Origin of the sequence: Paraburkholderia sp. RL17-380-BIE-A (assembly GCF_046028085.1) — a bacterium.
GTDB lineage: Bacteria > Pseudomonadota > Gammaproteobacteria > Burkholderiales > Burkholderiaceae > Paraburkholderia.
The window spans coordinates 115615-141680 of sequence record NZ_JARESQ010000007.1; the positions used below are offsets into that span (position 1 = coordinate 115615).

Below are 26066 nucleotides of genomic sequence, written 5' to 3' on the forward strand. Positions count from 1 at the left end.
GTGCGCAGCATATGCAACACGCGCAACGGACGGACAACACGGCGGCGCATCGGATCGTCATCGTCGGTGGCGGCGTGGGCGGACTCGGGCTCGCCACGCGACTGTGCGAATCGCTCGGGCGCGCCGGTCTCGCGCACATCGTGCTGGTCGACCGCTGGCCCACGCACTTCTGGAAGCCGCTGCTGCACGAAGCCGCTTCGGGCCAGCTCGATCCCGCCACGCATCAACTGCAATATGCGGTACAGGCGCAACGGCACGGCTTCGAATTCGAACAGGGCGAGCTCACTGCGCTCAATCGCGCGCAGCGTCATATCACCCTGAGCGCGCTGCGCGATGCCAACGGCCGCGAAATCCTGCCGTCACGGCAGATCGCCTTCGACACACTGGTGCTGGCCATGGGCAGCGTCACGCAGTATTTCGGCGTGCCCGGCGCCGCCGAACATGCATTGCCGCTCGAATCGGTCGCGCATGCCGAAGCCTTCCGCCGCAAGCTGCTCGACGCCTGCCTGCGCGCCAACCACGCACGCCGGGCACGGACCGCGCAAGCGGACACGCCGGTGTCGATCAACATCATCGGTGCTGGCGCGACCGGCGTCGAACTCGCCGCGGCGCTGCGCGACACGGTGCGCTTGCTGAATCGCTACAGCCCGTTTTCGCTCGATCCGGTGCGCGACTTTCGCATCCGCCTGATCGAAAGCAGCGGGCGCGTACTGCCCGCGCTGTCCGAAACGATTTCGGCGCGCGCGCAGCGGATGCTCGACAGCCTCGGCGTGGAAGTGTTGAGCGCGACACGTGTCACCGAAGTACGCGCCGACGCCGTGCTGACTGAAGGCGGTGCGCCGCTCGCCAGCGACATCGCGATCTGGACAGCGGGTATCGCGGGGCCGCCGGTATTGCGCACGCTCGACGGCATCGCGGTGAACCGCAACGCGCAGGTGAGCGTGAATCGCACACTGCAGTGCACGAACGACGCGAACGTGTTTGGTCTGGGCGATTGCGCGGCCTGCCCCGCCGACAACCCAGGCGCGTTCCTCGCGCCGCGTGCGCAGGTCGCGCACCAGCAGGCGATGTTTCTCGCGCGCGCATTGAAGTGCCGCGTGGCGGGTGAAGCGCTGCCGGAGTTCATCTATCGGGACGCCGGTACGCTGGTCGGCTTCGGGCGTGAAGGCGCGATTGGCAGCCTCAGCAGCAGCCTGCTGACGCAGCCGGTGTTCGTCGACGGTTGGCTCGCTACTGCCGTCTACAAGCTCATTTATCGGCGCCACGTCATGTCGCTGACCGGTTTCGCACGCATGGCGCTCGACACGGCGAGCCACTGGCTGCGCAGACGCGTGCATCCGGTGATCCGTCTGCACTGAGCGAAACGAGGCGACTCACGGGTATCGTGAGTCGCCACAGGCCATCGTCCACCGACACCCTTCACCGTGGCGCAATCCGGCGCCTACCGCGCAAGCCACTCCGCGTGCCACGCGGAAGCCACCATGCGCATCAAGTACCGCAACCGAGGATGCATGCGCGATATATGACGAAATTGTCATCTTGCTCTCATCTTGAAATCGAGCAGCAAATCGTACGATGAGGCCGTTTCACTTTCGACTCGTACCGTATGCGGCATTTTCAAAGAATGCGAAGCCTGACAATGCGCATCGCCCATTTCGGCGCGGGCTTCCCGGCACAATGGGAACGGCTTCAGATCGAACGGCCGGTCTCGCTGGCGGCCGCCCTGGTTGTCATTGCGATCAGCTCCCTGGCGTTCTGGTGGAATCAGCCTGACGGGTTGTTCGACGGCGGCCAGCCGTCCTGCGCATCCTCGTCCGCATCCGCATCATTATCCGGGAAGCCGGGTGGCCAGGACGGCGCGTTGTTCACGCGCGGCCTGCTCTCGCTCGAAGTGTTTTCCGCCATGGCGCGCACGTCGACCCGCCCGTCGAACCCTCTGCCCGCAGCAGATCAGAGCCTGGAGGCATCTCATGCCTCCCTGTCATGCAGTCCCGTCACGCGCATGGGCCGCTGAAAAGCGTCACCGGAGAAAACACCATGCGTATCCTGATCGTCGAAGACGAAATCAAAACCGGCACGTACCTGCGAAAGGGATTGACCGAGGCGGGCTTTACCGTCGACTGGGTGGAAGACGGCGTGACGGGCCAGCATCGCGCGCTGACGGAAGACTACGACCTGATCATCCTCGACGTCATGCTGCCCGGCCAGGACGGGTGGACGGTGCTGAAAAACCTGCGCCGCACGCATTCGACTTCGGTGCTGCTGCTCACCGCGCGAGACGAGGTGGACGACAAGGTGCGCGGCCTCGAAATGGGCGGCGACGACTATCTCGGCAAACCGTTCGACTTCGCCGAACTGCTGGCCCGTGTCCGCAGCATCCTGCGGCGCGGACAAGCCCGCGACGCCGCCTCGTTGCAAGTGTCGAATCTGGTGCTCGATCTGACGCGCCGCAAGGCCACGCGCCAGGGCGACACGATCCTGCTCACGGCCAAGGAATTTGCGTTGCTGTGGCTGCTGATGCGTCGTCAGGGAGAAATCCTGCCTCGCTCGACCATCGCCTCCCAGGTGTGGGACATGAACTTCGACAGCGACACGAACGTCGTGGACGCCGCGATCCGGCGCCTGCGCGCGAAAGTCGACGACCACTACGAACCGCGGTTGATCCACACCGTACGCGGCATGGGCTACGTACTGGAAGAGCGCTACACGTCCCTGCCATGATGCGAAGTCTATTCGCGGCAATGCGTCCGCGCGCGACAGCGCGGATCATGAAGCCGCCTGTGCGACTCCTGCCACGCACCTTGCGCGGCAGGCTGTCGATCCTGTTCGCCCTGTCGACCTCGGCAGTGCTGGTTTTCAACGGCCTGTTGCTGTACCACGGCCTGAAAACGCGCCTCGAAGCGACGTCGGGTCACGAGATGGCCACCACCCTCGCCACGCTGCAAACGCGCCTGCGCACCATGCCCGATCTCGCGACGGTCAGCGCCGATCGTGCGACCTGGCACAACCAGTTGCACGGTCACAAGAACCTCGATATCGCATTGTTCGACACGCGCAGCGCACCGCTCATCCGCACCAGTGGCTATTGGCCGAATGCGGAAACGATGACCGTGCGCGCCGGCGCCGCTCCCGTACCCGTGTCAGCGAGGACACAGCCGCTGCGCTTTCTGGTGGCGACGGCGCCGCTCGGCGACCTGTCCGGCACCGAGGTGCGCGTGGTCGTGCAATACGATGCGACTAGCGAACACGCGTTATTGCGCGCTTACGCGCTCAACGTGCTGTTTGTCATCGCGACCGGGACGCTTGTGAATGCGCTGCTCGCGTGGTCGATCGCCCGTTTGGGCCTGCGGCCGCTAGCCTGTTTGACGGCGCGTGCCGAACGGATTTCCAGCAGCCATCTTGCGCGGCCGTTGCCCGAGCACGACATGCCGGGTGAACTGAAGGAGTTGAGCCGCGCCTTCAACCGGATGCTGGCCCGCCTGCACGAGTCCTTCACGCGCCTCACGCAGTTTTCTTCGGATCTCGCGCACGACATGCGCACTCCGCTCACCAACTTGCTGGCCGAAGCCCAGGTGGCGCTATCGCAACCGCGTTCCGCGGATGAATATCGCGGCGTGATCGAATCGAGCGTGGACGAATTCCAGCGCCTCGCGCGTCTGATCGACAGCATGTTGTTTCTCGCCCGCGCGGATAGCGGTCACCACCGGCTGGCGCTGCAGTCTGTCGACGCGCGCAGCGAGGCGATGCGGATCGCCGGCTACTACGAAACCATGGCTGCGGATGCCGGCGTCGAGATCGTCGTATCGGGCGATGCACACTTTCAAGGCGATGTGCCGCTGGTGCAACGGGCGCTGAGTAATCTGATTTCAAACGCGTTGAGCCACGCGCCGCGCGGCAGTGTTGTCAACGTGCAGTGCGACGAGCGCCGGCGCTATGCTCTGCTGTCGGTGTCGGATAGCGGGGCGGGTATCGCCAGTCCGCATCTGGAGCGGATCTTCGACCGGTTCTACCGGGTCGATCCATCACGCCATAACTCGGCGAGCGGCACCGGTCTCGGACTTGCCATCGTCAAGTCGATCATGGACGAACATCAAGGCGAATGCAGCGTGGAAAGCGTGGCGCATGTGCGCACCACTTTCAGTCTGCGCTTTCCGAAGCACCCGCCTCATCCCTTTTATCCCTCTCATCCCCCTCATCCGCCTGGTATTTGAGCGAAACGCAGGTCGGCTTGCGTCGGCGATTCGCCGCGAGTCGGGTTACGCCGGGCGGACTTTCAGTCCAGAAACTCTGCCGCCCGCTTGCGCAGCACCGCGCCGAAGTCGTCGAGCCAACCGATCGACAAACGCCAGCTCTGCCAGTACAGGTCGACATCGATCGGCTTGCCGGGCGCCATTTCCACCAGTTCGCCGTTGGCCAGATGCGGGGCGATCATGCGCTCCGGGCACATGCCCCAGCCGAGGCCCGTCACGCAGGCGCGCAAAAAACCGGCGACATGCGGAATCCAGTGCAACGGCGGATCGAGTTCCGCGCGCGTGATGCGGCGCATGAAGCGCTTTTGCAACTGGTCCTTGGGATTGAAGTCGACGCACGGCGTGTGGCGCAAGCTCTCGCGCGTCACGCCGCCTGCAAAGTGACGTGCGAGAAAGTCCGGTGAACAGACCGCCAGATAACGCATCCGCCCAAGACGCGTGGAGCGGCAACCTTGCACCGGCTCGGCTTGCGTGGTGACCGCGCCTTGCACGCTGCCGTCGCGAATCCGCTCCGCTGTATGGTCCTGATCGTCGATTACCAGATCGAGCAACATCTCCCGCTCTACGCAAAATTGCGCGACCGCATCGATAAACCAGGTGCCGACGCTGTCGTCGTTGACGGCCACGCGCAGCGCCGGCCATGGTTCGACCAGCGCGCCGGGCAGCGCCGGCAGGCGGCCGGTCAACTCCGCTTCCAGCAATTGCACGCGTTCGGTGTGCCGGCACAGCAGCGCGCCCGAAGTGGTCGCGACGCAGGGCTGGCCGCGTTTCACCAGCACGCTGCCCACGCGCTCTTCGAGCAGCTTGACCCGCTGCGACACCGCGGACGGCGTCACGTTCAGTTCGCTGGCGGCGCGGTCGAACGAGCCGTGACGCACCACGGCGGCCAGCGCGTCGAGCAACGCATAGTCGAGCATTAGCGTTCCTTAATCGGCGTTAAGTAAATTAGCTTCTCTTATTCCAAGCAAACCCGCAGACTAGCCCCGTTCGCTTCTCCCGTCTACTGGATCGATTATGAACTGGCTGTCTTTTTCCCACGGCGCCGCCTTGTGCGCATCCCTGATCGTCACCATCGGCGCGCAAAACGCCTTCGTGCTGCGTCAGGGCATCATGCGTTCGCACGTCGGCAAGATCGTCGCGCTGTGTGCGCTGTCGGACTTCATTCTGATCGGCGCGGGCGTCGGCGGCGCATCGGTGCTGGTCGAGCGTTATCCGGTGTTCGTGCACGCCATGCTGTATGTCGGGCTCGCCTATCTGGCGTGGTTCGGATTCAACGCGTTGCGCCGCGCGGTGCGGCCGGAACACGCGGTGCTGGAAAGCGACGGCGGTGGCGCGGCACCTGTGCAGCGCGCCGTACCGATCATTCTGATGACGCTCGCCTTCACGTGGCTCAATCCGCACGTGTATCTCGACACGTTCCTGCTGATCGGCACGGCCGGCGCACGCGAACCCGAAGGCGCGCGGGTTGCCTTCGCGCTGGGCGCGATGGCGGTCAGCGGAATCTGGTTCATCGGGCTGGGTTACGGCGCGCGCGCCCTCGCGCCGCTCTTCAAGCGGGCGACGGCCTGGCGTGTGCTGGATGGCGCGATCGGCAGCATGGTGTTGCTGCTCGCGGTGACGCAACTGCGGTGAAGGCCGGGTTACCCGTGACTGTCGATCCAGGCGCGCGCCCATTCCAAACCTGCGCGTTGCGCTTCTTCTTCAGTATCGAAGTGGGCGAGAATGCCCGACGCCTCGATCAGCTTGCCGGCTTGCGTAATGGTTCCGCTCGCTCCATACCGCTCGGGCTGCAATATGCCCTCCTGCTGCAGGATGGCATGCCCCCAGACGGTGTAGCCGTGATAAGTCTCGGATTCCATTAGCGCATGACCTCAGCCGTGGCACCGCGCGAATCCACACGCAATACATTGCCCTCCGGCGTTATCTGCCGTGGAATCTCGGTCATGTCCGGTACGTGCACGGGCACGTTTTCTCGCGTATCCGTCTTCGCGGCGAGCTTCGTCACTGCTGCCGGCGCTGCCGGCGAACGCCGCGCATGCACCGCCACGGCATGCGGACCAACGTGTCTGCCCGCTGCCGGCTTGCGTGCTCCAGCCGGGCGATGCGGCATGCTCGCTCGCGCTTCTGGCGGGTTCCAGATCTCGACGTAGTGCTCCCCGGCGATTCCCGTCGAAGCCACCGTGAGCAGCATTGCGCCCAAGCCGAAAATTCGAAACATGTTCTCTCCGTATGCTCTTTCGCGCGGTTCACGCCCGGCGTGAAGAATATCGCGAAATAGTACCTGCTCGCCGTGACGAAACGCACTGCGAGCTACTGTACATCCATACAGGTATTTGCGCAATCGGATGAGTGTGCGAACTTTTGAAGCTTGTGAAAACGCGTCCGGATCAGATGGGTTTGTCGCTCGCCGGTTTGCCGAAACGGGTCGGCGCTTTCTCGCCGTCTTTTTCGAAGTCGCTATAGGTCCAGTCGAATTTCGCGGTCGACGTCGCGAGCGAACGGCTCACTCCAATACCGTATTCGGTCAGATACGTACGACGCGTCTTGTTCTGGATGATGCCGTCCTTGGTGTCCTCGCAGTCGAAGTCGATCGCCTTGCCGGTAAGCGTGGCATTGACCTGCGAAGCCGGATAGTAGTGGCCCGTGTGACAGCGCGACACGGTCGTGCGGAAGTTGGTGATCTGCACCGTCGTGCCGACCTTGAAGGTTGTGGTGTACGTCGTATCTTCCTTCGGCGCATCGAACGCGAACTGGTTGTTGTCGCTGTCATGCACGACGAACGGAATGAACGCCATTGTCTGCGAGTAGGAAGCCGTCTCCTGTTTCAGGCTGTACACGTTCAGGTACGAAAGACTGAACGTCGCGCCGCTCGGTACGTCGTTAGACGACGTCTCGAGCACCTGCTGGACCAAACCCGTGTCCTTGGCGTTGATCAGTGTGGCTTTGAAATCGCTCTTCATCGCGACGGCGCCGACGTGCCCTGACAGCGTGCCCGACATCGTCAGAATCTTGAACGGCAGCGTGTGCTCGCCTGGAGCGGGCAGTTTGTCGCGCACCCCGGAAGGCAACGATTCGATGCTGAAATGCGTTGCGAGATACCCCGGCTTGTCCCGGGCTATGTCCTTGACCGGCACGAACTGGGCGCACCCGGACAACAGGGCGATGGACGCCAATGACACGCCGGCCAGCACGCTGGTCTTCTTGATCTGCATACTCTTTCAATCCCCTATCGACTTATCGCAACCCGAGTGTTCCCGTGCCCGTCGGCTAACGCGCCGCAAGACGAGCGTGCCGATCTGCATATCGGCGCCCGGGAATGAATCTTTAGCGCGTATTCGGTTCGAGCGTGAGGATTCAGAGAGCCGACGGACAAGCTATCCGACAACCCACGCCCACGCCGCCCGCAGGCGACGCGCGCGGTTTTCGAAGAGATAGGAGGCAATCAACGCCAGGAGACCGGAAATAGCACCCGTCACGATGTGCTCGACATACGGGATGCGGTAATGACTCGCGTGCGAATAAGCGTCGCCTATCGTCGTCAGGACGCCGACGACAAGCGCATTGCCGTATCGATGCGTGTAGAGCTTCGCCGCAGGTGTGAAGGTCAGGAGTACGGCGAGGAGTCCGGTGAGCAGACCAGTATGGAATGCAATTGCCCAGTGGGCAAAACTCATGACATTGCCCCAACTCCCTGGCATGCAGGTCATGCACGCGCTGGTCGGCTGCCAGAAACGCTGGATAAAGAGCCTGGCGCGGCGCTTCCACTCGGTTGACATGATGTTTCCCCACCGATGTCGTTGACATGGCCGACGCCGCCATGCGTTTCGTTGGAGCGGTGTCCAGACCGTTTAACCAGATTGCCGTCAACGTCATGGATGCATGAAATCCGCAAGCCGTCGAGGCCGGGCGAGAACGCCCGCATGGTCGAATACTACACCGCGACTGAACGGCCGGCGTTAGGTCCGGAACCAGAATCCGGCGCTTGCGTTTATCGCTGCGACTCTGCAGCCAATGGGGTTTGGCGACATGGGTTTGGCGACATGGGTTTGGCCACATGCGCTTGGCCACATTTCCTGCTTGGCGGAAAAACAGCCAGGCGCTAGCGCGTGGCTACGCGCAACCAGAATCCGCGCACCGTGCGGTCCGCAAAAAGCTAAAAACTCATTGCAAACCCGAGCGACACACCGTGCACGTTGTGTCCGAACACGTATCGCACCATCGCACGCGTGCGAGTGATGAAGATCGGATATTTGCTGCTATCGAGTTCCAGTCCGACGCCCAACGACGTGAGGTCGTTGAACCCCAGCACGCCAGCGCTGTCGCCAAAGTAGTGGGAATAAGCGGCTTCCAGCACATAGCGGATCGGCCGGTCCAATGCATGCCAGCCGGTAGGCGCGCGCCAGCGGGTCCACAGGCTCACTTGCTGCGCCATGGCCGAACCCTGAACGGCCTCCGACGAACCGCCGAAGCTGCACAGGTAGATGTCGGTGGCACGCAGTTCGGCATCGATTTCATAGTTCTCGCGGTAGTGCTCGTAGTCGAGCATTAATGAGCCACCGTAGCCGTACGCGTCAAGCGAGCCGTTTTCGAGGAACTGCAGATTGCGGTCAGTGACGTGATTGAAGACTGACTGCCCCACTTTCAGATCGCTTGAAACACGCCCGATCGTGCCATTCAGGATCGGACGGAACACCAGTTCATCCGTGATCCGGAAATCCCAGCCGATGCCCACCGTGCCGCTGAACGTGTTCCATCTTGTCGGCACCGCACGCTGCTCGGCGCCATTCGTAGCGATAAAGATAGGATCGTAACGGCTGTAGGCGAGCGTGCCCTCCATGTACAACGGGACGGATTTGCTGATGGTGAAACCGCCGCCAAACTGCGTCTGACCGAAACCTGGATTGCCGGTAGTGCCGCTATTGACCGACAGGTTACTGGTCGTAACGTCCGGGACCGTTGTGTAGGTCATGATCGCGAGCACGGCGTTGGCATGTTGCTTCACATCGCCGCCGACCACGGTATTGCGCGTCGATTGGCCCGGCCCGGCCTGTGCATTCGACAGACAGGGCAACAGGGTGAAGGCCAGGGCGGCGCACGCCGATGACGCGCCGCACGACCAATGCATCCGGAGCGCGGGCATGGTCAAACGACCTCGTCATTTGTCTGCGCGACTGCAAGCTGCCACACAGCGTACCGAACGCACATGACCCACTCCTGTCGATCTGATCGCTTTGTTTGTCTTCCACGAGACTGGCATTGCGTGCCAGTACAACACTTCCGGACAACCGATCTGGCGCGTGACGACCGCTCCACCTTTCGCGGCACTTCGAGTGGATTACATTGAGAGCCGCCCAATTGTATCGTTGATACGCGGCGATACTTTTCGGCGAAGTTCTACTGTAGTCGGTGAAGATGGTTGAGCGACAGCGGTGACTGCCGATCTGCGATCGGCGGAAACAGTCAAACTACTTCGTTCTCTCGCCACGAGATAGTGGCAGGGGCCATTTTCAAACTGTATGGACCGCCGGTGCCGGCCTTCGAGTTCAGCCATCGCTTCACGGTCTGCCCGTGGCATGGGCTTGCAGCGGACCCTCATTGGTATCGAATGACTGCGGTCCGTGGCGCCTTGCCAGAAGAATGCTGGGCGCTTTGTTCTGGTGGCGCTTCAACACTATCTTCTGGAGCCGGCCAGACTTCGTCCTCCTGAAGACCCGTCCGAGTCATTCAGATGCGATCCACCTCCCTCCCGTTACAAACCCTCTTCGGCCGATCGTCGAGGACGATCATGAGACCGACCGCGACCTTTAAAAACAGCGCTCCTTCAGCCAATGAGATCGGCGCCTGTCGTAAGAACAATTTTTCCGAAGTGTGTACCGGAATCGATCAGCTCGTGAGCGCCGCGAGCGTCGGCAAGCGCAAAAGTCTGGTAGACAACCGGCTTGATCATGCCGCTCTCGATGAGCGGCCAGACCTGCCGCTCCAGTTCATTGATGATGGTCGCCTTATCCGCGGACGTGCGTGATCGCAAAGTCGAGCCCATATGCGTCAGACGCTTCGTCAACATCGGCACGAGGTTGAGATCCTTCGCCGGCCCCTTGATCACGCCCACCTGGAGGATCCGCCCATCCATCGCCGCGGCGTCATAATTTCTGGCCACGTAGTCACCGGCAATGATGTCGAGGATCACGTCGGCGCCTCTTCCGTCGGTAGACCGCTTCGTTTCGGCGACGAAATCGTCCTCGCGGTAATTGATCGCGACGTCCGCACCCAACGCCAGGCTCGCCTCCCGATGCGCCTCGGAACCCACCGTCGTGATGATTTTCGCAGCGCCGAATGCCTTCGCCAGCATGGTCGCCGTGGTGCCGATACCGGACGCACCGCCATGGATCAGCACCGATTCGCCGGCAACCAGCTTGCCGCGCTGGAACAGGTTCAGCCATACGGTCATAAACGTTTCGGGCATCGCCCCCGCTTCCACCAACGTCAGGCCTTTGGGAATGTGCATCGTGTTGCAGGCGTGCGCGACCGCGTATTCTGCGTAGCCACCACCGGGAATCAATGCACACACCAGTTCGCCGATCTGGAATTGGGACACGTCGGAGCCTAGTGCAACCACCTGACCTGCCACTTCCAGCCCCGAAATGTCCGACGCGCCGGCGGGCGGATCATAAAGCCCCTTGCGCTGGAAAACATCTGGGCCGTTCACGGCCGCCGCGTGGATGTGAATCAGAACCTGATCGGAGGCCGGCATCGGAACCGGGCGCGTAGTCGGCACGAGGACCTCAGGACCTCCGGGCTGTTTGATCTCGATGGCCGTCATCGACGACGGTACGCGAAAAGTTGAAGCAGACATGGATACCACCCCTTCTATGGATGAGGCTCGTTTAATCCGGGAGGATCAGCGAACGAGCAACGCCTGAAATCAGTATAGGCCTCGACATTGATGAATTCGCGCAGCATTATTCACACTGACAGATGCAAATTTGCATCAGGAGAGCAGCACGATGAACTGGGATGACGCGCGAGTGTTTCTCGCGGTGGAGCGCGAAAAAACGCTCCGTGGAGCGGCCAGGACACTCAATCTCGATCAGGCCACGGTCGGCAGACGGATTGCGGCACTGGAGCACGCCCTACGTGCAACGCTCTTCCTGCGCACCTCTGAGGGTTACGCGTTGACCGCCGCAGGGGAGGCAGCGCTGAAATCGGCGGAGAAAATGGAGCACTCCGCACACGAACTCGTCAGACGAACGCAAGGCACGGATACGCGCCTTGCGGGGGATGTAAGAGTCACCAGCACCGACTCGATCGCGCTCGAATTCCTGTTGCCCGCCATCGAACGCCTGCATGCCTTGCATCCCGAAGTGCGCGTCCTGCTCGACACGTCGACGCGCATGCTGAATCTGGCAAAGCGTGAAGCGGATATCGCGGTCCGCTCAGTCAGGCCGGATAATCCCGATCTTGTTGCGCGGCGCCTCGCTCGCTGGCCGATGGCGCTCTTTGCATCGAACGCTTATCTGGAGCAGCACGGCAAGCCGGTTGCCGGCTTCGCATTCGCGGGCCACGATCTTGTCGTCTATCAGGGAAGCTGGACAGGTAGTCGCTCACCGACGCTTGCTGGCGCTCTTGCTGGCGAACCGATACATGCCGGGCGCATTGTATCGACCTTCAATTCCAGCCTGATGCTGCGTACCGCGGTAAAGGCCGGCCTCGGCATCGGTGAGCTTCCGATACATCTGGCTGAACACGACGGCCTGGTCCAGCTATGGCCTGAACCCGCACGTGGGGCGGTCTACGAGATCTGGCTCGTCACGCATCAGGACCTTCGGCATACCGCGCGCATCGCAGCGATGATTGACGGCATCGTCTCCGCATTCGAAGATCACACAACCCACACGAGATAGCCATCCACGACCTGGCTCCGGCGTCGGCGTGTCGCGTTACGTGCCCGAGCGGCCATTTTATGCAGACCGTCAGCCCTTCAATGCACCACCGCGCAACACCGCGGCCGTCGCCGTTTGGCACGACAAAACTCCTTTAGCCGCGGCTCCTTCAAAATACTTTCGTAATTTCCGTCTTGCTTTCGGAAGGGCATCGCGCCGTGGGTCCAGCACCTTCCAGATGGTGCACCTATCACGAGTGCGTCGGAATCGTCGCCCACTTCCGCAGGTAGGAGAGAACGGCAATGAAGCGCTCAAATCGACGTGCCGCAATGATCACGGCCACCCTGGCAGCGTTGATGTCTGCAACGTATGGTCAGATCACTTTCGCCGCCACCGACGGCGAGCCCGCTCATGAAGCAAGCATAGCGACCACGACGGGGTACGACGCGGCGGCGCCCTGTAAAGCGCAGGCGAGCAATGCGAATTCCCCGCTCACCCTGCTCGTCCAGCCTCCCGCAGGCGGCACCATGCGGCTCACGTATGTTCCGGCTGACGGTTGGAAGCTCGACGCCGCAGATGCGGCGCCCAAGGCGGCCAAGGGCCGGGTCACACCAGTGGGAACGTCGCGACGTGAGGATAACCGAGGTACGAGCCAGCCGATCACCGTGTTTATCGACGGTCCAACCGGCTATACCTACATCTGGAGACAGGACCTGGGCTGGACGTTTGCCGGCCGGGTCACGGACCGGATTCAATGAGCGATGCGCAGGATAGAGACTTGATGGGCCACGCCGATGGGACAATCCGGCTAAAGTCTCGCCCTCAGCGGTAGGGCTACCGAGGAATACATATCGCACGAAACCCCGCTGCAATGCGGGGTTTTTCGATTTTGCGATGCGGCATTAGTGTCTGTGCCGGTGCAGCCAGCCCATGTGGTGCGAATCAAGCCAATGGGTCATTCCATCCGCAGGGTGATCACGCCTGTATCGTCGCGCAGCCATCAACACAGCCGCCAACACGACCGCCAGGCCGACAACGAAGTAGATCATGGACTGAGTCATGGTAGCCTCCTTATCAGGTCGCGACCATCTTTATATTGTAGGTCAGTGATTACCGAAATGGAGTGCGGTGCAAGCGCACGATTTCACCGCTTGCATCAACACGCGAGCTTGCGTCGATACACGCCGTTGGCTGCCATTCGGAATTCCGACCGACCTCCACGGCACCATGTGGTGCTCTGACGAAACATTGCTCATGCTAAAGAATCTCTGGTACGTCGTCGCCCCTTCCACCCAACTGACCGACGCGCTGATGCCGGTGCGACTGCTCGGCCAGCCTTTCGTCGCGTTTCGTGACGCCGCCGGCCAGCCGCGCCTGCTCTCCGACATCTGCGTGCATCGCGGCGGCTCGCTGTCGGCGGGCGTCAAAGTCGGTGAGACAGTTCAATGTCCCTATCACGGCTGGCGCTTCGGTGGCGACGGCGTCTGCAGCCACATCCCCGCGCAGCCCGACTTGCGGATTCCCGCCAAGGCACGTGTCGACGCGTATCCCGTGCAGGAACGCTTCGGCTGGATCTGGGCGTTCATCGGCGATCTGCCGGAACAAGAACGGCCGCCGCTGCCTGCGCTGGATTGGGTCGATGATCCCGCTGTGCGCGTCGTGCGCGGCCATTTCGACTGGGACGCCAGTTGGGACCGGGTGGTCGAAAACGGTCTGGACTTCGCACACGCGCCATTCGTTCACGGTTCGACGTTCGGCGACCCGGATCACCCGGAGATCGCCGCGTTCGACATTGAAAGCCACGAATGGAGCGCGATCGCGCGAATGACGATGCGCCGCCCGGTGCGTAGCGGCTGGCTGCGCCGCAAGCCGACCGGCGAACATGTCGAGGTCGCGACGACACCCGGCTTCCACCTGTCCGGACCGTGCGCAACGCTCGAACTGAAGCCGCGCGACGGCTGGACGATCCATATCGTCTCGGCACACGTCCCCGTCGACGCGAACCGCACGCTCACCTGGTGGATGATGGGTCGCACCTTCCTGCGCTCGCCGCTGTTCGACCGGAACACCATCACGCGCAATCTGCGGATTTTCGAACAGGATCACGAAGTCCTGAAGCGCGTGCGTCCCGAGCGCGTGCCGGATACGTGGCAGCAGGAAGTGTCGGTCAAATCCGACGCCTTGCAGATCGCGTTTCGAAAGCGCGTGAAAGAACTCGAAGCGCGCGGCTGGCGGATCGACGAAGAACGGCTGGCGCGCGAGTACACGGGGCGCGTCGCGTGCGCGGTGCCCGGTCCGGCGCGCCGCGAGGTGGTCAGCTGGGCAATCGATGCGATTCCGTTGCGCCCCGCTTCATCGCGCGACGCGGATAGCCAGAACCGTCAAACAGAAACCGCCTGAAGGCGGGTGCGGCATTGAACGAATTTCGTGAGCCAAACCGAATCCGTTGACCGCGCGCCGTGCGTCAGTCGAAACGAAAAAGGCAACTGGGCTACAGGAGTTGCGGACACGCGCCATTTGGCAGAGAGTCAAAGCAGTTCGCAGCAGCCCTATCCAGACCGGGACAAGCTCCGTGCTCCAATGATTCAGGAAGCAACAGAACCCCGCCCCGGTCAACGGCGCCCTACTCCACCGTAACGGACTTCGCCAGATTTCTCGGCTTGTCGACATCGGTCCCACGCGCGCACGCCGTATGGTAAGCAAGCAACTGCAACGGCACCACATGCAGAAGCGGTGACAACGGCCCATAGTGCTCCGGCATTCTGATGACGTGAATGCCGGGTTCACTGCCGATGCGCGTGTCGGCGTCGGCGAACACATACAGTTCGCCCCCACGCGCCTTCACTTCCTGAAGATTCGACTTCAGCTTTTCGAGCAGCGTGTCGTTCGGTGCGATCGTCACGACCGGCATCGCATCCGTAACAAGCGCCAATGGCCCATGCTTCAACTCACCGGCCGGATAAGCCTCCGCATGAATGTACGAAATCTCCTTGAGCTTGAGCGCTCCTTCCAGCGCGATCGGATAGTGCGAACCGCGTCCGAGGAACAGCGCGCTTTCCTTCCCGGAAAACTTCTCCGACCACGCGATGATCTGCGGCTCCAGCGCCAGCACGGCGTTCAACGCAGCCGGCAGATGGCGCAACTGGCGCACATAGTCGGCTTCCTGCGCGGCGCTCACCGTGCCGCGGATCTTGCCCAACGTCGCGGCAAGCACGAACAGGCCGACCAGCTGCGTGGTGAACGCCTTCGTGGATGCCACACCGATCTCGCGGCCCGCGTGCGTATGAAACGACAGTGACGTGAGGCGCACCATCGCGCTCGTCGCCACGTTGCAAACCGACAGCGTATGGGTATGCCCCAGCGATTGCGCATGCTTCAAGGCTGCGAGCGTGTCGGCCGTTTCGCCGGATTGGGAAATCACCACCACCAGCGCCTTCGGATTGCGCACCGAATCCCGGTAGCGGTATTCGCTGGCAATTTCGACTTGCGTCGGAATCTTCGCAATCGATTCGAGCCAGTACTTGGCCGTCAGTCCCGAGTAATAGCTCGTGCCGCAAGCGAGGATTAACAAGCTGTCGATATTCGCAAACACGTCCGCCGCCTGTTCGCCGAATAGCGAGGCATCGAGCGACTCGCCTTGCGGCACCGTGTCGGCGATCGCGCGCGGCTGCTCGAAAATTTCCTTCTGCATGAAATGCCGGAACGGCCCGAGTTCCACGCCGCCGCCATAGGCTGCGACCGTGCGCACTTCACGCTGCACGTCGGCGCCTTCGCGGCTCACGACCCGCACGCCTTCAAGCGTCAACTCGCACACGTCGCCCTCTTCCAGGAAGATGAAGCGCTCGGTCTCGCCGGCCAAAGCCAGCGCGTCGGAAGCGAGAAAATTCTCGCCTTCACCGAGGCCGACGACCAGCGGCGAACCTTGCCGCGCGCCCACCACGAGATGCGGATGAGCCTTGTGCTCGACCGCGATCGCATACGCGCCGTCCAGCTGCTTCACGGCTTCGCGAACCGCCTCGAACAGATTGCCGCGATACAGGCTGTGCACGAGGTGCGCGACCACTTCGGTGTCGGTCTGCGAAACGAACACATAACCCTTGGCGCGCAGCATCTCGCGCAACGGCTCGTAGTTTTCGATGATGCCGTTGTGCACCAGCGCCAGTTCGTCCTTGGAAAAGATCGGATGCGCGTTGTCCGTGACCGGCGCGCCGTGCGTCGCCCAACGGGTGTGCGCGACGCCCGTGCCGCCTTCGAGATGCGTCTCGCGCGCCTGCGTATCGAGGTCCGCGACCCGCGCGGTGCTGCGCGCGCGGCGCGGACCGGCGGCGGCCAGCACGGCGACGCCGCACGAGTCGTAGCCGCGATACTCCAGACGACGCAGTCCTTCGATCAGAACCGGGACGATGTTACGTTGCGCTACCGCGCCGACAATGCCACACATAAAATTGCTTTCCCACGAGATGTTGTATCGGATGGGGCGAGCCGCCCCGGATCGAGCTGAGCCTCAGGCGTAACCGGCAGGATTGGTCGACTGCCAGCGCCAGTGGTCCGCGCACATACGTTCGATGCCGTACTGCGCGCGCCAGCCGAGCAGCTTTTCAGCGGCGGCCGGGTCGGCGAAACAGGACGCCACGTCGCCTGGACGGCGCGCCACGATTTCATAAGGCACCGGTCGCGCCGACGCCTTTTCGAACGAACGCACCACGTCCAGCACGCTATAGCCCTGCCCCGTGCCGAGATTCACGACGAAGCTCGCATCGCGTTCGACCAGCGCGTCGAGCGCGGCCAGGTGTCCGCGCGCGAGATCCACCACGTGGATGTAATCACGCACGCCGGTGCCGTCCGGAGTGTCGTAATCGCCGCCGAACACCCGCAGCTTCTCCAGCTTGCCCACCGCCACTTGCGCGACATACGGCATGAGGTTGTTCGGAACGCCGCCCGGATCTTCGCCGATCAGACCGCTTTCGTGCGCACCAACCGGATTGAAATAGCGCAACGTGGCGATACGCCACGACGGATCCGACACTTCCAGATCGCGCAGCACCTGTTCGGCAATCAGCTTGGTCTGGCCGTACGGATTGGTGGCCGACAGCGGAAACGATTCGTCGATCGGCGAGGTCTTCGGCACGCCGTACACGGTGGCCGACGAGCTGAACACGAACTGCTTCACATTGCGTGCACGCATGACCGCGAGCAGCGTCAGCAGACTGCCGAGATTGTTGTCGTAATACTCGATCGGTTTCGAGACCGACTCACCCACCGCTTTGAGCGCCGCGAAGTGAATCGCGCCGGTCACGGGATGGGCGTCGAAAATGCGTTGCAACGCGGCTTCATCGCGCGAATCCGTTTCGTAGAACGCCACGCGCTTGCCGGTGATCTGCTCGACGCGCTGGAGCGATTCGCGGTTGCTATTGACGAGGTTATCGACCACGACCACGTCGTAGCCGCCGTTCAGCAATTCGACACAGGTATGCGAGCCGATAAAGCCGGCGCCGCCGGTTACCAGAATCGTGCCTTTCAAAGCCATGCGAAATTCCCCTTTATATCGATTCAACTCGGGCGGCTCGACCGCTCATTGCCGTTCGGCCGGACCCACGCCGACGGTTGCGAGTCCGCCGTCCGTCACGTAAGGCACGATCCCGGCTTCGGTAATACGCGCGGCAGTGGCGGCCGCGCATGATTCGTCGGCGGGATCGCAATAGTCGATGGCGAGCACCGGCAGCCTGTACTGATCGCGGATGATCGCCGCCTGCTTCAGCAGCCAGTCGCGATCGGCCTGCGGCACATCCGTATAGCGCTGCTTGCCTGCATCCCAACCGCGATACAGCGATTCGAACGCCACCACGTAGGCGAGGTCATGGACCTGAGGCAACACCTCGAAGCCGCGGTTGAAGATCAGCTTCGCGCGCGGATAACGCGCCTTGATCGCGCGGATGACCCGCACCAGCCCCGCTTCCTGCGCGGCTCGCGTGGCGTCGGTTTTGGCGATCAGGTGGTAGGAGTCGAGCGTATCGAGGAAAAAGCCGCGATAGCCTTTTTTCCATAGCGGCGCGATCACCTTGTCCACGAAGAACGCCGGCCATTCGGCCGCCGTCTGATCGACCACATGCGAAGCCCACGCCTCATTGACACCCGGCATCCACGCTGACGGCATCGCGCTGTAATACGAGCGATGCGGGTTCACCTCCCCCACGCTCACATACGCGAACCACGCCGGATGCGCCTTCGCATGCGCACGTGGATCGAAGCGCGCGTCGGGTTCGATCACCACGACGTCGAATGGCGCCAGGTCTTCGACGGGCGGATTCGCGCCGTAGTACAGCGCCACCGAAGGCCCCACGGGCGCGTTCGCCGCGCCCTGCGCGTGCGCCACCGAAGCCAGCGCGCCGAGCGCGGCCATGCGCGCGAGCCGGCTCACACGCCGCAGCAGTGCGCGCAAGGGAGAACAACGTCGGTCGTGATCGTGCTCAGGCAAAGCCAGGTCCTCTTTCATGTTGTATGGGCAAAGCCGCCCGCATCAGGTGGCGGGCGTTAGCTGCCTGACGGCAGGAACGACCACCAGCAGATGCTGTCGAGCGACACCGTCGAGATCGACGGACTGAACCCCGCCTGCAGCGCGGCCGTCCACGCGGTTTGCGCGGTCGAACTCGCCGTGCATGACGACGTGTAGTCGAGCGATCCCGCAAAGAACCCGCTGCGCCCAAGGTTCTGCTCGGTGCTTTGCCACGACTTCAACTGTTGCACCACCGACGTGCTCGTCGACGGCAGGAAGACCTGCTCGGCGATCACGCCGTCGATCAGCCACGGAAACGATATGCCTCCGGTGGTCCCGCCGATAGCCTGCACCGGCGCGGCGTTGGGCACCAGCGCGAGATCCGGAAAACGGTCGCGCAATTGCTTGACGAGATCGAGCCCGCCCTGCGCACACGTTGCATCGCATGGAGCGGCGGACGAACTGGCGCCGTGTCCGACGATCTCGAAGTTATCCAGCATGAACCCGTCGACACCGGTTGCCGCAAGACGAGCCGCCACGTAGTTGACGATCAGATTCTGATAGTCGGCGTTGGCGGGGTTCATCCAGTATTCCTGGTAACCCTGATATTTGCTGATTTGCGCCGAGGTATTCGCGCCGCACGACACGAAGCCCGAGGGCACCGTGTTCCAGTATGTCCGGGATTTCTCGCAGGCGCCGAAATTCAGATAGCTGAGGACTTTCGCGCCGTTCGCCTTCAACGCCGCGATCTGCGCGGCGGAAAAGGCAGGCGTGCCGGTGCCCGGATCCGCATCGATCACGATCAGCTTGAACATGGCCGCGGCCTGCGCGATGTCGATCGCGCTGCCCCACCCGTAATAGACCGCCCAAACCGGCGAGACCGGCAACGCGCGGGCCGACGAGATCACCGGCGCGGGACTCATCGGTTGGGTGGTGGTGCCGGTATTGGTATTCGCGTTCGTCGAACCGGTCGAGTTGGCCGAGTTGGTCGAGTTGGCGGCGTTAGTCCCACTGCCGCTGGCCGGCGACGCCGATGCCGCAGTCGAGCCACCCGAGCCGGACGCGCCGCCCCCGCCTCCGCCGCAAGCGGCCATCAAGCCGGTAGCGGCGACGACGGCAGCCGTGCTGATCCATCGGCGCGCTACAAGATCGCTAGAATGGGCATGGAAGGCAAGGCGCGCGCGGGCGGCCCGCAGAAGCGGGCCAAGGTGATACTGATGCATGGTGGAATCCGGAGTCGAACGGTGTCAGCCTGAGGGTGCGGGCGCGCCGGCTCGACTCGCGAAGCGCGCCACGTTCTCACCGTTTTGCAACAGCAGGCCGAGCGCGAGGCCGAGTCGAAAACAGCAACGCCTTTTTCTTCAACCCCGCAACATATACGTTTCGTATTCCAAAGACATGAATTTGCGGTCGAGCACCTTCACGGCTGCCACCACCACGACCAGCAACGCCAGTGCAAATCCGTAGCCGTAGAAGTCCGGCCCGAGTCGCAGCGTAATGCCCGTGAACAGTCCGTTCAGCACGACGAATGCGCCGGTGAGCCGCAGCACGACGCGCCGCCCGTCGAGATAGAAGAACACGTTGAGCAAGCCCAGCAGCAGCACCTGCAAACTCGCCGACACCACGTCGACGACCAGCAGCGGCATATACAGCGGTGAAATGCCGAGCGAGCCCAGCACGCGCTCGCCGAAAGCGATGATCAGCAACAGCACGACTGCCTGCACCTTGATGATTTCGTACAGACCGGCACGCACGCTGCCCACCATCATGTCGCGCATTTCGTTGATATGGCGCAGGGTCGCGCCGCTGCGCACCGCGTCGTAGAAGGCGTCGTAGTACTCGACGAAATCCGCCTCGATACGCACGAGGAACGTCGCCATGCCGGGCATCACGCACACGTAGGCGATAAAAATCGGAATGTCGTAAATCACCGAGGCGCGCAGCGGCCCGATGACCGCGGCGCCCGTACCCGGCGCATACCAGAACATGAACTTGTCGAGCCACACGCCGATGTTGAACAACAAGCCGACCAGCGCCAGGCTCGGATAGGCGAAGCGCCGCTCGAACACTTCAAACGAAACGAAACGCTCGCTGCGGTAATTGCGGTAGATGAGGCCGGACAACCCGGCGAGCAGAACGATGTGCCCCGCCACGAAGCCGCCGAGCAGACCAACCAGTCCATAGCCGTTCAACGCGAGCGCGAGGCACACCACACACGCATAGCCCACGGCGAACACCAGCAGGATTTGCCGATACTGCTTCACGCTCGACAAGAAGATCACGGCGATCCAGATATTGCTGACCACCACAAAGCCCGTGATCATCAGCAAGCGGTAGATCAGCGGCTCCGCGCGGAAGCCCACCAGCATCGCGATCACCGCGACCACGCTGGCGAGAATCGACGACACCAGCACCACGCCGTTATAGTTCGACAGCACGAGGTCATCGCGCTTTTCGAACAGGCGATCGGAAATGAACCGCGTGAACGACAGTTGCAGCGGCCCGGTCAGAATCAGGCTGAGCGCGATCAGATACGTGACCGACACCTGAAACTGCACGATCGCGAAGGTCGGAATCACCGAGGTGAGACTGATCAAGCCGATGATCAGGATGCCGAAGATCGACAGGATCAGCGGTCCGGAGCTGATCAGGCCCGCGTACGCATAAGCGCGCGCCACGCCCGCGAGCGTGTCGCGGCGCATGATCTTGCGCAATTCGAAGCCAATACCCGCCATCAGCGTGTCTCCTGCGATTGAACGGGCTGCACCGGCTGCACGCGCGGCTCGGCCTTGGATTGATTGCCATGGTGCATCGGGCAGCGCGCCGCGTCGGCGGCCTTGCCGTTGCGCTCGCGATCCGGCATGGCGGCAAGGCGCTCATACAGCGTGCGATAGCGGTCGATCATCTGCTTCTTGGTGTAATAACGGCGCACGCGCGCCAGTCCTGCCTGCTGCGCGGCATGCCAGCGGGTCTCGTCGGCGAGCAGCGACAGCACCGCCTGGGCGAATGCCGCCGGATCCGCGAGTTGAACCACCATGCCGGCCGAACCCAGCGCGCGGTCTTCCGGATCCATGCCTTCGATCAGTTGACGGCACGAACCCACATCCGTCGTGATGGCCGGCACGCCGGCCGCGAAGCCCTCCAGCACCACCAGCGGCAGCGCCTCGCTGATCGAGGTCAGCGCGATCACGTCGACTTGCGGCAGCATGTCGTCGATACGCTGAAAGCCGAGGAACTTCACATTGCGGCCGAGCCCGAGACTCTCCACGAGCGCACGGCATTCGAGCGCATACGCGGGATCCTCTTCTTCCGGTCCGATGATCCAGCCTTCGAGATCCGGCATGGTGCGCGACGCAATGAAGATCGCGCGAATGAAAGTCTTGATGTCCTTGATCGGCACGACTCGCCCGATCAGCGCCACCACGCGGTGCGAACGCGGCTTGCGTTGCGCGACCAGCGGGCCCAGAGCGTCGACGTCGATCCCGTTCGGAATGCATTGCGTACGCTCGGCGCGCGCGCCGTCGGTGACCTGGCGCAGACGGTTCGCTTCGTACAGCGCGACGATGTCGTCCGCGGCGTCGTAGGCGAGCTTGCCGATCGCTTCGAAGAAGCGCACCCACAGTTCGCGGAAATAGCTGACGCGTGAAATATCGCGTTCGAACACACCCCGGTTATCGCGAATCCACTGGCTTTGCAGCAAGTCGATCTTGCGTTCCTTCGTATAGATGCCGTGTTCGGAGATCAGCAACGGACGGCCCGTGCGGTAATGCATCAGCGCGCCGAGAAAACCGCCATATCCTGTCGATACCGTGTGATAGACACGCGCGGGCAGCAACTGCTCGGCGACGCGCGCGAGTTGCCACAACGGCTTGTGCATGATTCGCACGGTCCAGAAGTAGTCGGTAAACGACGGATCCGTACAGTACTTCTGATACTGATCGACGATGGTGTCCCATGCCGCGCGGCTCGACAGGAACTGTTCCTCGTTCAGCGCGCCGTGCGCGCCGAGCATCGGGATCATGCTCGCCATCAGTTCGCCGGCGTCGTGGGCCTTGCGCGGATCGCGCAGGGCGTCGTGCAAGGCCTGCGAGCGCGCGAACGCGGCGGCGTCGCCAGCCACCGCGCGCGGCTGAAAGTCCGCCACGGCCTGCTCGTACAGGTAGTGCGTTTCGAGATGCACGACGTTGTCCGGCAGCGCATACGCCACGCCGTTGTAGTCCTGTTCCCGGCTGCCGATAAAGACAATCGCGAAGCGCGTCTCGGGATACGAGCGGATCATTTCATTGACCCAGCTCGACACGCCGCCCCGCACGAACGGGAACGTGCCTTCGAGCAGCAGGCAGACATCGGCATCGGCGGCACGCCGGATCGGGAGTTCTTTCATCATGACCAGTACTTCACAACCGGTTTGAGTGTGGGCAACGCGGCAGCATTGCCCAGCGATGCGAGAAGCTGCGAAACACGCGCGTAGTCGCCGCGCAGGAAGTCGGCTTCCGCGAGCCACGGCACCAGCCGTTCACGCGGAAAGCCGAGTTCGAGCGCATGCGCGATGTATTCGTGCGCGGCATTGGGCAACGCGTTCGCCAATGCGAGACGGCCGCGGATCAGCCACAGCGCGGCATCGGTCGGATCGGTTTCTAGCGCCGTCTGCGCATAGCGGTCGGCCTGCTGCAGCGTGTGGCGGTAGACCGCGCCCTGCACCAGGTTCTGGTACACGAGTTCGAAATAGAGCTCGGCCAGCATGCGGTTGAGCGCGTGGCGCTCGGTGTCGTTGCCGGTCACTTCCAGCGCTTTGCTGGTGCGGAAGATCTTCTGCATGATTTCGTTTTCGGCGTGATCCAGCGTGCCGTAAGCGATCAGGCGAATGTCTTCGAGCGGGTCGGCCAGCAACTCACGCAGCAGCGTGCCGGTGGTACGGGTCGGCATGCTCTGGATCGCCACGAGGGCGGACAGGCGGTCGGTCGGCGAGACCTGGGTATTCGCGAGGCGCGCCTGCAGGCGCGCGCCGCCGCCATGCGACACGCGCGACACCAGGTACGTGACGAATTCCGGGCGCGGCACGTCGGTGAGTTGATCGCTCTCCTTGCCGGCCGGAAAGAGCGCCGCCCAGATGCAACTGGTCAGCACCACGAGGCCGCCGAAAACCGGCACGAACGTGCAGGCGAACCACAGGAACAGCAACGACAGCGCCCGCGGCTCGCGATAATTCAGCGGCAACCACAAGCGGAACGCGACCGCCTCGGCGAGTCCGGCCACCGCCTGCAGCGCCAGAAAGCGCAGCAGCGGATCGATCGCGCCGGCCGGTTGCAGCAGGCTCGCGATCGCCAGGTATTGCACGATCATGGCCACCACGGCCGCCAGCACGCTGACGATGAGAGAAAGTGTCTTAGACATCGAGGCCGCTTCGTTTGAGAAGACGCACCAGCGCTGCGCCCGGATCGTCGCCCTCGAGGTGGAGCGTATGAACACCCACGCGCGCGCGTTCCAGGTCGGTGTTGAACTGTGCCGTCAGGCTGGCTTCGATACGGGCCAGATAGCCGTCGATACCGGTCGTGTCGGTGGCGGGCATCAGATTCACCAGCACCGACTGCTTGGCCGTTTGCACCGGCCACATCACGTCGAGCGAACGACGGCGGCGCATGACGTGCTCGAACAGCGAGTCGCCCTCTTCATCGCGCGGGAACGCCAGCGCGACGAGCGACGACGCCACGCCCGCCTTTTGCTGCAGACGTGCGAGACGGCTCAGATCGAGCGCGAATTCATACGGGCAGTTCGGCACACGGTCGAGAATGCGCTGCACGAATGCCGAATGTTCGACGCCGTCCGCGTAATAGCCGAGCAGCACCAGCAACAGTTGCAGGTTGTCGAAATTGAGCGACAGGAACGGCATGCGCTTGACCACCAGCAGCGCGCGCAGCTCGCCGTCCGCCGAGACCAGCGGTGCGCAGACCAGGTACTGGCTGACCGGCACGACCGTGTCTTCGTTCTTCAGGTGCGCGACGCTCAGCGTGTTGAGCGCGTGCATGACGAGTTCGTCGTGCATTTCGAGTTCGAATGCGTCGCCGATCCGTGCGATCGCCTCGGCGCCAAGCTTGCCGTCACGCACCGGATACAGCGCCGCGACCTCGATCTGGCAGGCTTGCGCGACGAATTCGAGCAACCCGCTCGCGCCGCCCAGCGGGTGGCCTTCCTTGGCGACCGCCGGCACGGCGAGCGCCGTATCGTTGGAGACGGACAGGCGGCGCAATTCGGTAATCGAGTCGCGCAGCGTGGTCGGGCGCGAAAGCAGGTCCTTTTCGAGCCGCTCGTGGGACAGCCGCATCAGATAGTGACTGTTGGTCAATGCGACGAGACGGTCGTTCAGGTAATCGTTCAGCGAGGACGCGCGCTCGGCGCGGCTGCCCCACGTATCGCCGAAGTGCCCGGCGAGAATCGTCTGGATCAGGCCGCCCGCGAAATACAACGCGGGGAACGGCCCGCCATGCGGGTAAAAGAGCGCCCATGCGCCGAGCATAAAGGCCCCGGTCAGCAGGCCGAGCAGGCTGCCGTAGCGCAGCGCTACCAGCAGCGACACCAGCCACAGCCACGGAAAACCGGAGTGCAGCAGCAACGGGTCTTCCGGATGAAGCCAGCGGGCCACGGCCAGTACGACCAGCACGAGCACGACGGTCTCCACGATCGCGAACGGCCGCGCCACCGCGGGCGCCAGAAAGCGGCGCACGCGTCCGAGATTGCCGAACGGATGCGCATGGCGCGGCTTGGATGCGCCCGGGTTGTTTTCCACGGCTGCGGTATTCACGGCCATTTCCTTTTATACAGGTCGGGTTTCAGCTTGCGGCCTGCATGTCAGGCGCAAGCCGAAACCTTGGGAATAAGCTTACTGACGCGCTTGCAACGGCGACAGAACCTTGGCGATCAGCGAGGTCGCCACGCTCGAGAGACCCGAGCGGCTCCAGCCCGTACGCGTGCCCGTCGCGCTCCACACCACGGCGCCGTTCGACACATCGATCAGTTCGAAAGTCACGCCGACCACCGGCTCGCCATCCACGCCGGTCTTGTAGCGCCATTCTTCGACCGCGCCCGAGAGGACATAGCGGGCGTTCTGCGAACGCGCCCATTCCAGCGACTTGTCGCTGTCGGCGCGCTGCGTCGTGTCGAACAGCGAATTGCGGTTCGCGTCGGCCGGCGCGATGCGCACGTCGGCGATACCGCCCGCGCGCAGTGTGTTGGCCGCGATCGATTCGGCGCTATGTCCGGCATCCGGCGTTTCAGTGTAGTTGGCGATCGACACCACCGCCACCTTGTCGCCGCGCGCGAGCGCGGGGCCCGAGGTCTGATGCACCGTGCCGCATGCGCTCACCAGCACCGCCAGGGCGGTTGCCGCGACACACCAGGCGCTCGCACGAGCCAATCGTTTAATGCCGTACATGAAGAATTCTCCTT

At 63.0% G+C, this 26066-nt stretch carries 25 protein-coding genes; 8 read left to right on the forward strand and 17 right to left on the reverse strand.

The features are described 5' to 3' along the window. Positions 1-11 precede the first annotated feature (11 nt). The 4 genes from P0D68_RS14070 (at position 12) to P0D68_RS14085 (ending at position 4211) form a co-directional block, all read left to right on the forward strand. Positions 12-1358: an NAD(P)/FAD-dependent oxidoreductase gene (locus P0D68_RS14070; protein WP_408297010.1), complete on the forward strand. Its 1347-nt coding sequence runs from the start codon at positions 12-14 to the stop codon at positions 1356-1358. A 281-nt stretch (positions 1359-1639) separates the two neighbouring features. After that, positions 1640-2014 carry a hypothetical protein gene (locus tag P0D68_RS14075; RefSeq protein WP_408296888.1) on the forward strand — a complete coding sequence of 125 codons (375 nt, stop codon included), beginning with the start codon at positions 1640-1642 and terminating at the stop codon, positions 2012-2014. Positions 2015-2037: 23 nt separating this feature from the next. Beyond that, positions 2038-2721 carry a heavy metal response regulator transcription factor IrlR gene (gene irlR, locus P0D68_RS14080; RefSeq protein WP_091800626.1) on the forward strand — a complete coding sequence of 228 codons (684 nt, stop codon included), beginning with the start codon at positions 2038-2040 and terminating at the stop codon, positions 2719-2721. Between the two features lie 47 nt (positions 2722-2768). Beyond that, complete coding sequence (locus tag P0D68_RS14085) at positions 2769-4211, forward strand: heavy metal sensor histidine kinase (RefSeq protein WP_408296886.1); 1443 nt, start codon at positions 2769-2771, stop codon at positions 4209-4211. 62 nt (positions 4212-4273) lie between these two features. On the opposite strand, the gene P0D68_RS14090 is transcribed toward P0D68_RS14085, so the two are convergent. Beyond that, entirely contained in the window at positions 4274-5167 is an 894-nt protein-coding gene (locus P0D68_RS14090) for a LysR family transcriptional regulator ArgP (protein ID WP_408186561.1), read from the reverse strand. A 97-nt stretch (positions 5168-5264) separates the two neighbouring features. Between P0D68_RS14090 and P0D68_RS14095 the strand changes: the two genes are divergently transcribed. After that, on the forward strand, positions 5265-5882 hold the full coding sequence (locus tag P0D68_RS14095; RefSeq protein WP_408296884.1) for a LysE/ArgO family amino acid transporter: 618 nt from the start codon (positions 5265-5267) through the stop codon (positions 5880-5882). An 8-nt stretch (positions 5883-5890) separates the two neighbouring features. On the opposite strand, the gene P0D68_RS14100 is transcribed toward P0D68_RS14095, so the two are convergent. The 6 genes from P0D68_RS14100 to P0D68_RS14125 all read right to left on the reverse strand — a co-directional run bounded on the left by P0D68_RS14100 (position 5891) and on the right by P0D68_RS14125 (position 11070). Beyond that, positions 5891-6109: a DUF6566 family protein gene (locus P0D68_RS14100; protein WP_091795184.1), complete on the reverse strand. Its 219-nt coding sequence runs from the start codon at positions 6107-6109 to the stop codon at positions 5891-5893. Continuing rightward, positions 6109-6468, reverse strand: coding sequence for a hypothetical protein (locus P0D68_RS14105; RefSeq protein WP_408296882.1), 360 nt, complete (start codon positions 6466-6468; stop codon positions 6109-6111). The genes P0D68_RS14100 and P0D68_RS14105 overlap by 1 nt, the downstream gene beginning before the upstream one ends. A 169-nt stretch (positions 6469-6637) precedes the next feature. Beyond that, positions 6638-7462 (reverse strand): hypothetical protein, encoded by an 825-nt coding sequence (locus P0D68_RS14110; protein WP_408296880.1) that lies wholly within the window; start codon positions 7460-7462, stop codon positions 6638-6640. Positions 7463-7624: 162 nt separating this feature from the next. Beyond that, complete coding sequence (locus P0D68_RS14115) at positions 7625-8026, reverse strand: hypothetical protein (protein WP_091795193.1); 402 nt, start codon at positions 8024-8026, stop codon at positions 7625-7627. Positions 8027-8403: 377 nt separating this feature from the next. Continuing rightward, positions 8404-9390: a hypothetical protein gene (locus P0D68_RS14120; RefSeq protein WP_408296877.1), complete on the reverse strand. Its 987-nt coding sequence runs from the start codon at positions 9388-9390 to the stop codon at positions 8404-8406. Positions 9391-10071: 681 nt separating this feature from the next. Beyond that, a complete protein-coding gene (locus P0D68_RS14125) occupies positions 10072-11070 on the reverse strand; it encodes an NAD(P)H-quinone oxidoreductase (RefSeq protein ID WP_408296874.1) in 999 nt (332 codons plus the stop codon). Positions 11071-11254: 184 nt separating this feature from the next. On the opposite strand from P0D68_RS14125, the gene P0D68_RS14130 reads away from it, so the two are divergent. Next, complete coding sequence (locus P0D68_RS14130; RefSeq protein WP_408296871.1) at positions 11255-12151, forward strand: LysR family transcriptional regulator; 897 nt, start codon at positions 11255-11257, stop codon at positions 12149-12151. A 281-nt stretch (positions 12152-12432) separates the two neighbouring features. Next, the gene (locus P0D68_RS14135; protein ID WP_408296868.1) at positions 12433-12888 is read left to right on the forward strand and encodes a hypothetical protein; all 456 of its coding nucleotides are present in this window, start codon (positions 12433-12435) and stop codon (positions 12886-12888) included. Positions 12889-13032: 144 nt separating this feature from the next. Here the strand turns inward: P0D68_RS14135 and P0D68_RS14140 are convergent, their stop codons facing one another. Next, entirely contained in the window at positions 13033-13191 is a 159-nt protein-coding gene (locus tag P0D68_RS14140; RefSeq protein ID WP_408468554.1) for a hypothetical protein, read from the reverse strand. A 193-nt stretch (positions 13192-13384) separates the two neighbouring features. On the opposite strand from P0D68_RS14140, the gene P0D68_RS14145 reads away from it, so the two are divergent. Continuing rightward, on the forward strand, positions 13385-14530 hold the full coding sequence (locus tag P0D68_RS14145) for an aromatic ring-hydroxylating dioxygenase subunit alpha (protein ID WP_408296865.1): 1146 nt from the start codon (positions 13385-13387) through the stop codon (positions 14528-14530). 223 nt (positions 14531-14753) lie between these two features. On the opposite strand, the gene glmS is transcribed toward P0D68_RS14145, so the two are convergent. The 9 genes from glmS to P0D68_RS14190 form a co-directional block, all read right to left on the reverse strand. Then, entirely contained in the window at positions 14754-16571 is a 1818-nt protein-coding gene (glmS, locus tag P0D68_RS14150) for a glutamine--fructose-6-phosphate transaminase (isomerizing) (protein ID WP_408296862.1), read from the reverse strand. Positions 16572-16634: 63 nt separating this feature from the next. Beyond that, entirely contained in the window at positions 16635-17657 is a 1023-nt protein-coding gene (gene galE, locus P0D68_RS14155) for a UDP-glucose 4-epimerase GalE (protein WP_091795207.1), read from the reverse strand. Between the two features lie 45 nt (positions 17658-17702). Next, positions 17703-18623, reverse strand: coding sequence for an endo alpha-1,4 polygalactosaminidase (locus tag P0D68_RS14160; protein ID WP_408296859.1), 921 nt, complete (start codon positions 18621-18623; stop codon positions 17703-17705). A 38-nt stretch (positions 18624-18661) separates the two neighbouring features. Beyond that, the gene (locus P0D68_RS14165; RefSeq protein WP_408296856.1) at positions 18662-19846 is read right to left on the reverse strand and encodes a glycoside hydrolase family 191 protein; all 1185 of its coding nucleotides are present in this window, start codon (positions 19844-19846) and stop codon (positions 18662-18664) included. A gap of 138 nt (positions 19847-19984) precedes the next feature. After that, the gene (gene pelG, locus P0D68_RS14170) at positions 19985-21358 is read right to left on the reverse strand and encodes an exopolysaccharide Pel transporter PelG (RefSeq protein ID WP_408186572.1); all 1374 of its coding nucleotides are present in this window, start codon (positions 21356-21358) and stop codon (positions 19985-19987) included. After that, on the reverse strand, positions 21358-23010 hold the full coding sequence (gene pelF / locus P0D68_RS14175) for a GT4 family glycosyltransferase PelF (RefSeq protein WP_408186573.1): 1653 nt from the start codon (positions 23008-23010) through the stop codon (positions 21358-21360). The genes pelG and pelF overlap by 1 nt, the downstream gene beginning before the upstream one ends. Continuing rightward, positions 23007-24017 (reverse strand): hypothetical protein, encoded by a 1011-nt coding sequence (locus P0D68_RS14180; RefSeq protein ID WP_408468558.1) that lies wholly within the window; start codon positions 24015-24017, stop codon positions 23007-23009. The genes pelF and P0D68_RS14180 overlap by 4 nt, the downstream gene beginning before the upstream one ends. Continuing rightward, positions 24010-25422 (reverse strand): PelD GGDEF domain-containing protein, encoded by a 1413-nt coding sequence (locus P0D68_RS14185; RefSeq protein ID WP_408296851.1) that lies wholly within the window; start codon positions 25420-25422, stop codon positions 24010-24012. The genes P0D68_RS14180 and P0D68_RS14185 overlap by 8 nt, the downstream gene beginning before the upstream one ends. Before the next feature lie 78 nt (positions 25423-25500). Further along, entirely contained in the window at positions 25501-26052 is a 552-nt protein-coding gene (locus P0D68_RS14190; RefSeq protein WP_408296848.1) for an LpoB-related protein, read from the reverse strand. Between the last annotated feature and the right edge of the window lie 14 nt (positions 26053-26066).

Bases quoted from the DNA above. Each gene is read 5' to 3' on its own strand.
- pelF (WP_408186573.1), bottom strand. From the start codon at position 23,010: ATGATGAAAGAACTCCCGATCCGGCGTGCCGCCGATGCCGATGTCTGC.
- P0D68_RS14085 (WP_408296886.1), top strand. From the start codon at position 2,769: ATGAAGCCGCCTGTGCGACTCCTGCCACGCACCTTGCGCGGCAGGCTG.
- P0D68_RS14130 (WP_408296871.1), top strand. From the start codon at position 11,255: ATGAACTGGGATGACGCGCGAGTGTTTCTCGCGGTGGAGCGCGAAAAA.
- P0D68_RS14070 (WP_408297010.1), top strand. From the start codon at position 12: ATGCAACACGCGCAACGGACGGACAACACGGCGGCGCATCGGATCGTC.
- P0D68_RS14095 (WP_408296884.1), top strand. From the start codon at position 5,265: ATGAACTGGCTGTCTTTTTCCCACGGCGCCGCCTTGTGCGCATCCCTG.
- P0D68_RS14120 (WP_408296877.1), bottom strand. From the start codon at position 9,390: ATGCCCGCGCTCCGGATGCATTGGTCGTGCGGCGCGTCATCGGCGTGC.
- galE (WP_091795207.1), bottom strand. From the start codon at position 17,657: ATGGCTTTGAAAGGCACGATTCTGGTAACCGGCGGCGCCGGCTTTATC.
- P0D68_RS14165 (WP_408296856.1), bottom strand. From the start codon at position 19,846: ATGCATCAGTATCACCTTGGCCCGCTTCTGCGGGCCGCCCGCGCGCGC.
- P0D68_RS14105 (WP_408296882.1), bottom strand. From the start codon at position 6,468: ATGTTTCGAATTTTCGGCTTGGGCGCAATGCTGCTCACGGTGGCTTCG.
- P0D68_RS14090 (WP_408186561.1), bottom strand. From the start codon at position 5,167: ATGCTCGACTATGCGTTGCTCGACGCGCTGGCCGCCGTGGTGCGTCAC.
- P0D68_RS14160 (WP_408296859.1), bottom strand. From the start codon at position 18,623: ATGAAAGAGGACCTGGCTTTGCCTGAGCACGATCACGACCGACGTTGT.
- P0D68_RS14190 (WP_408296848.1), bottom strand. From the start codon at position 26,052: ATGTACGGCATTAAACGATTGGCTCGTGCGAGCGCCTGGTGTGTCGCG.
- P0D68_RS14135 (WP_408296868.1), top strand. From the start codon at position 12,433: ATGAAGCGCTCAAATCGACGTGCCGCAATGATCACGGCCACCCTGGCA.
- P0D68_RS14110 (WP_408296880.1), bottom strand. From the start codon at position 7,462: ATGCAGATCAAGAAGACCAGCGTGCTGGCCGGCGTGTCATTGGCGTCC.
- P0D68_RS14100 (WP_091795184.1), bottom strand. From the start codon at position 6,109: ATGGAATCCGAGACTTATCACGGCTACACCGTCTGGGGGCATGCCATC.
- glmS (WP_408296862.1), bottom strand. From the start codon at position 16,571: ATGTGTGGCATTGTCGGCGCGGTAGCGCAACGTAACATCGTCCCGGTT.
- irlR (WP_091800626.1), top strand. From the start codon at position 2,038: ATGCGTATCCTGATCGTCGAAGACGAAATCAAAACCGGCACGTACCTG.
- P0D68_RS14180 (WP_408468558.1), bottom strand. From the start codon at position 24,017: ATGTCTAAGACACTTTCTCTCATCGTCAGCGTGCTGGCGGCCGTGGTG.
- P0D68_RS14115 (WP_091795193.1), bottom strand. From the start codon at position 8,026: ATGTCAACCGAGTGGAAGCGCCGCGCCAGGCTCTTTATCCAGCGTTTC.
- P0D68_RS14145 (WP_408296865.1), top strand. From the start codon at position 13,385: ATGCTAAAGAATCTCTGGTACGTCGTCGCCCCTTCCACCCAACTGACC.
- pelG (WP_408186572.1), bottom strand. From the start codon at position 21,358: ATGGCGGGTATTGGCTTCGAATTGCGCAAGATCATGCGCCGCGACACG.
- P0D68_RS14125 (WP_408296874.1), bottom strand. From the start codon at position 11,070: ATGACGGCCATCGAGATCAAACAGCCCGGAGGTCCTGAGGTCCTCGTG.
- P0D68_RS14075 (WP_408296888.1), top strand. From the start codon at position 1,640: ATGCGCATCGCCCATTTCGGCGCGGGCTTCCCGGCACAATGGGAACGG.
- P0D68_RS14140 (WP_408468554.1), bottom strand. From the start codon at position 13,191: ATGACTCAGTCCATGATCTACTTCGTTGTCGGCCTGGCGGTCGTGTTG.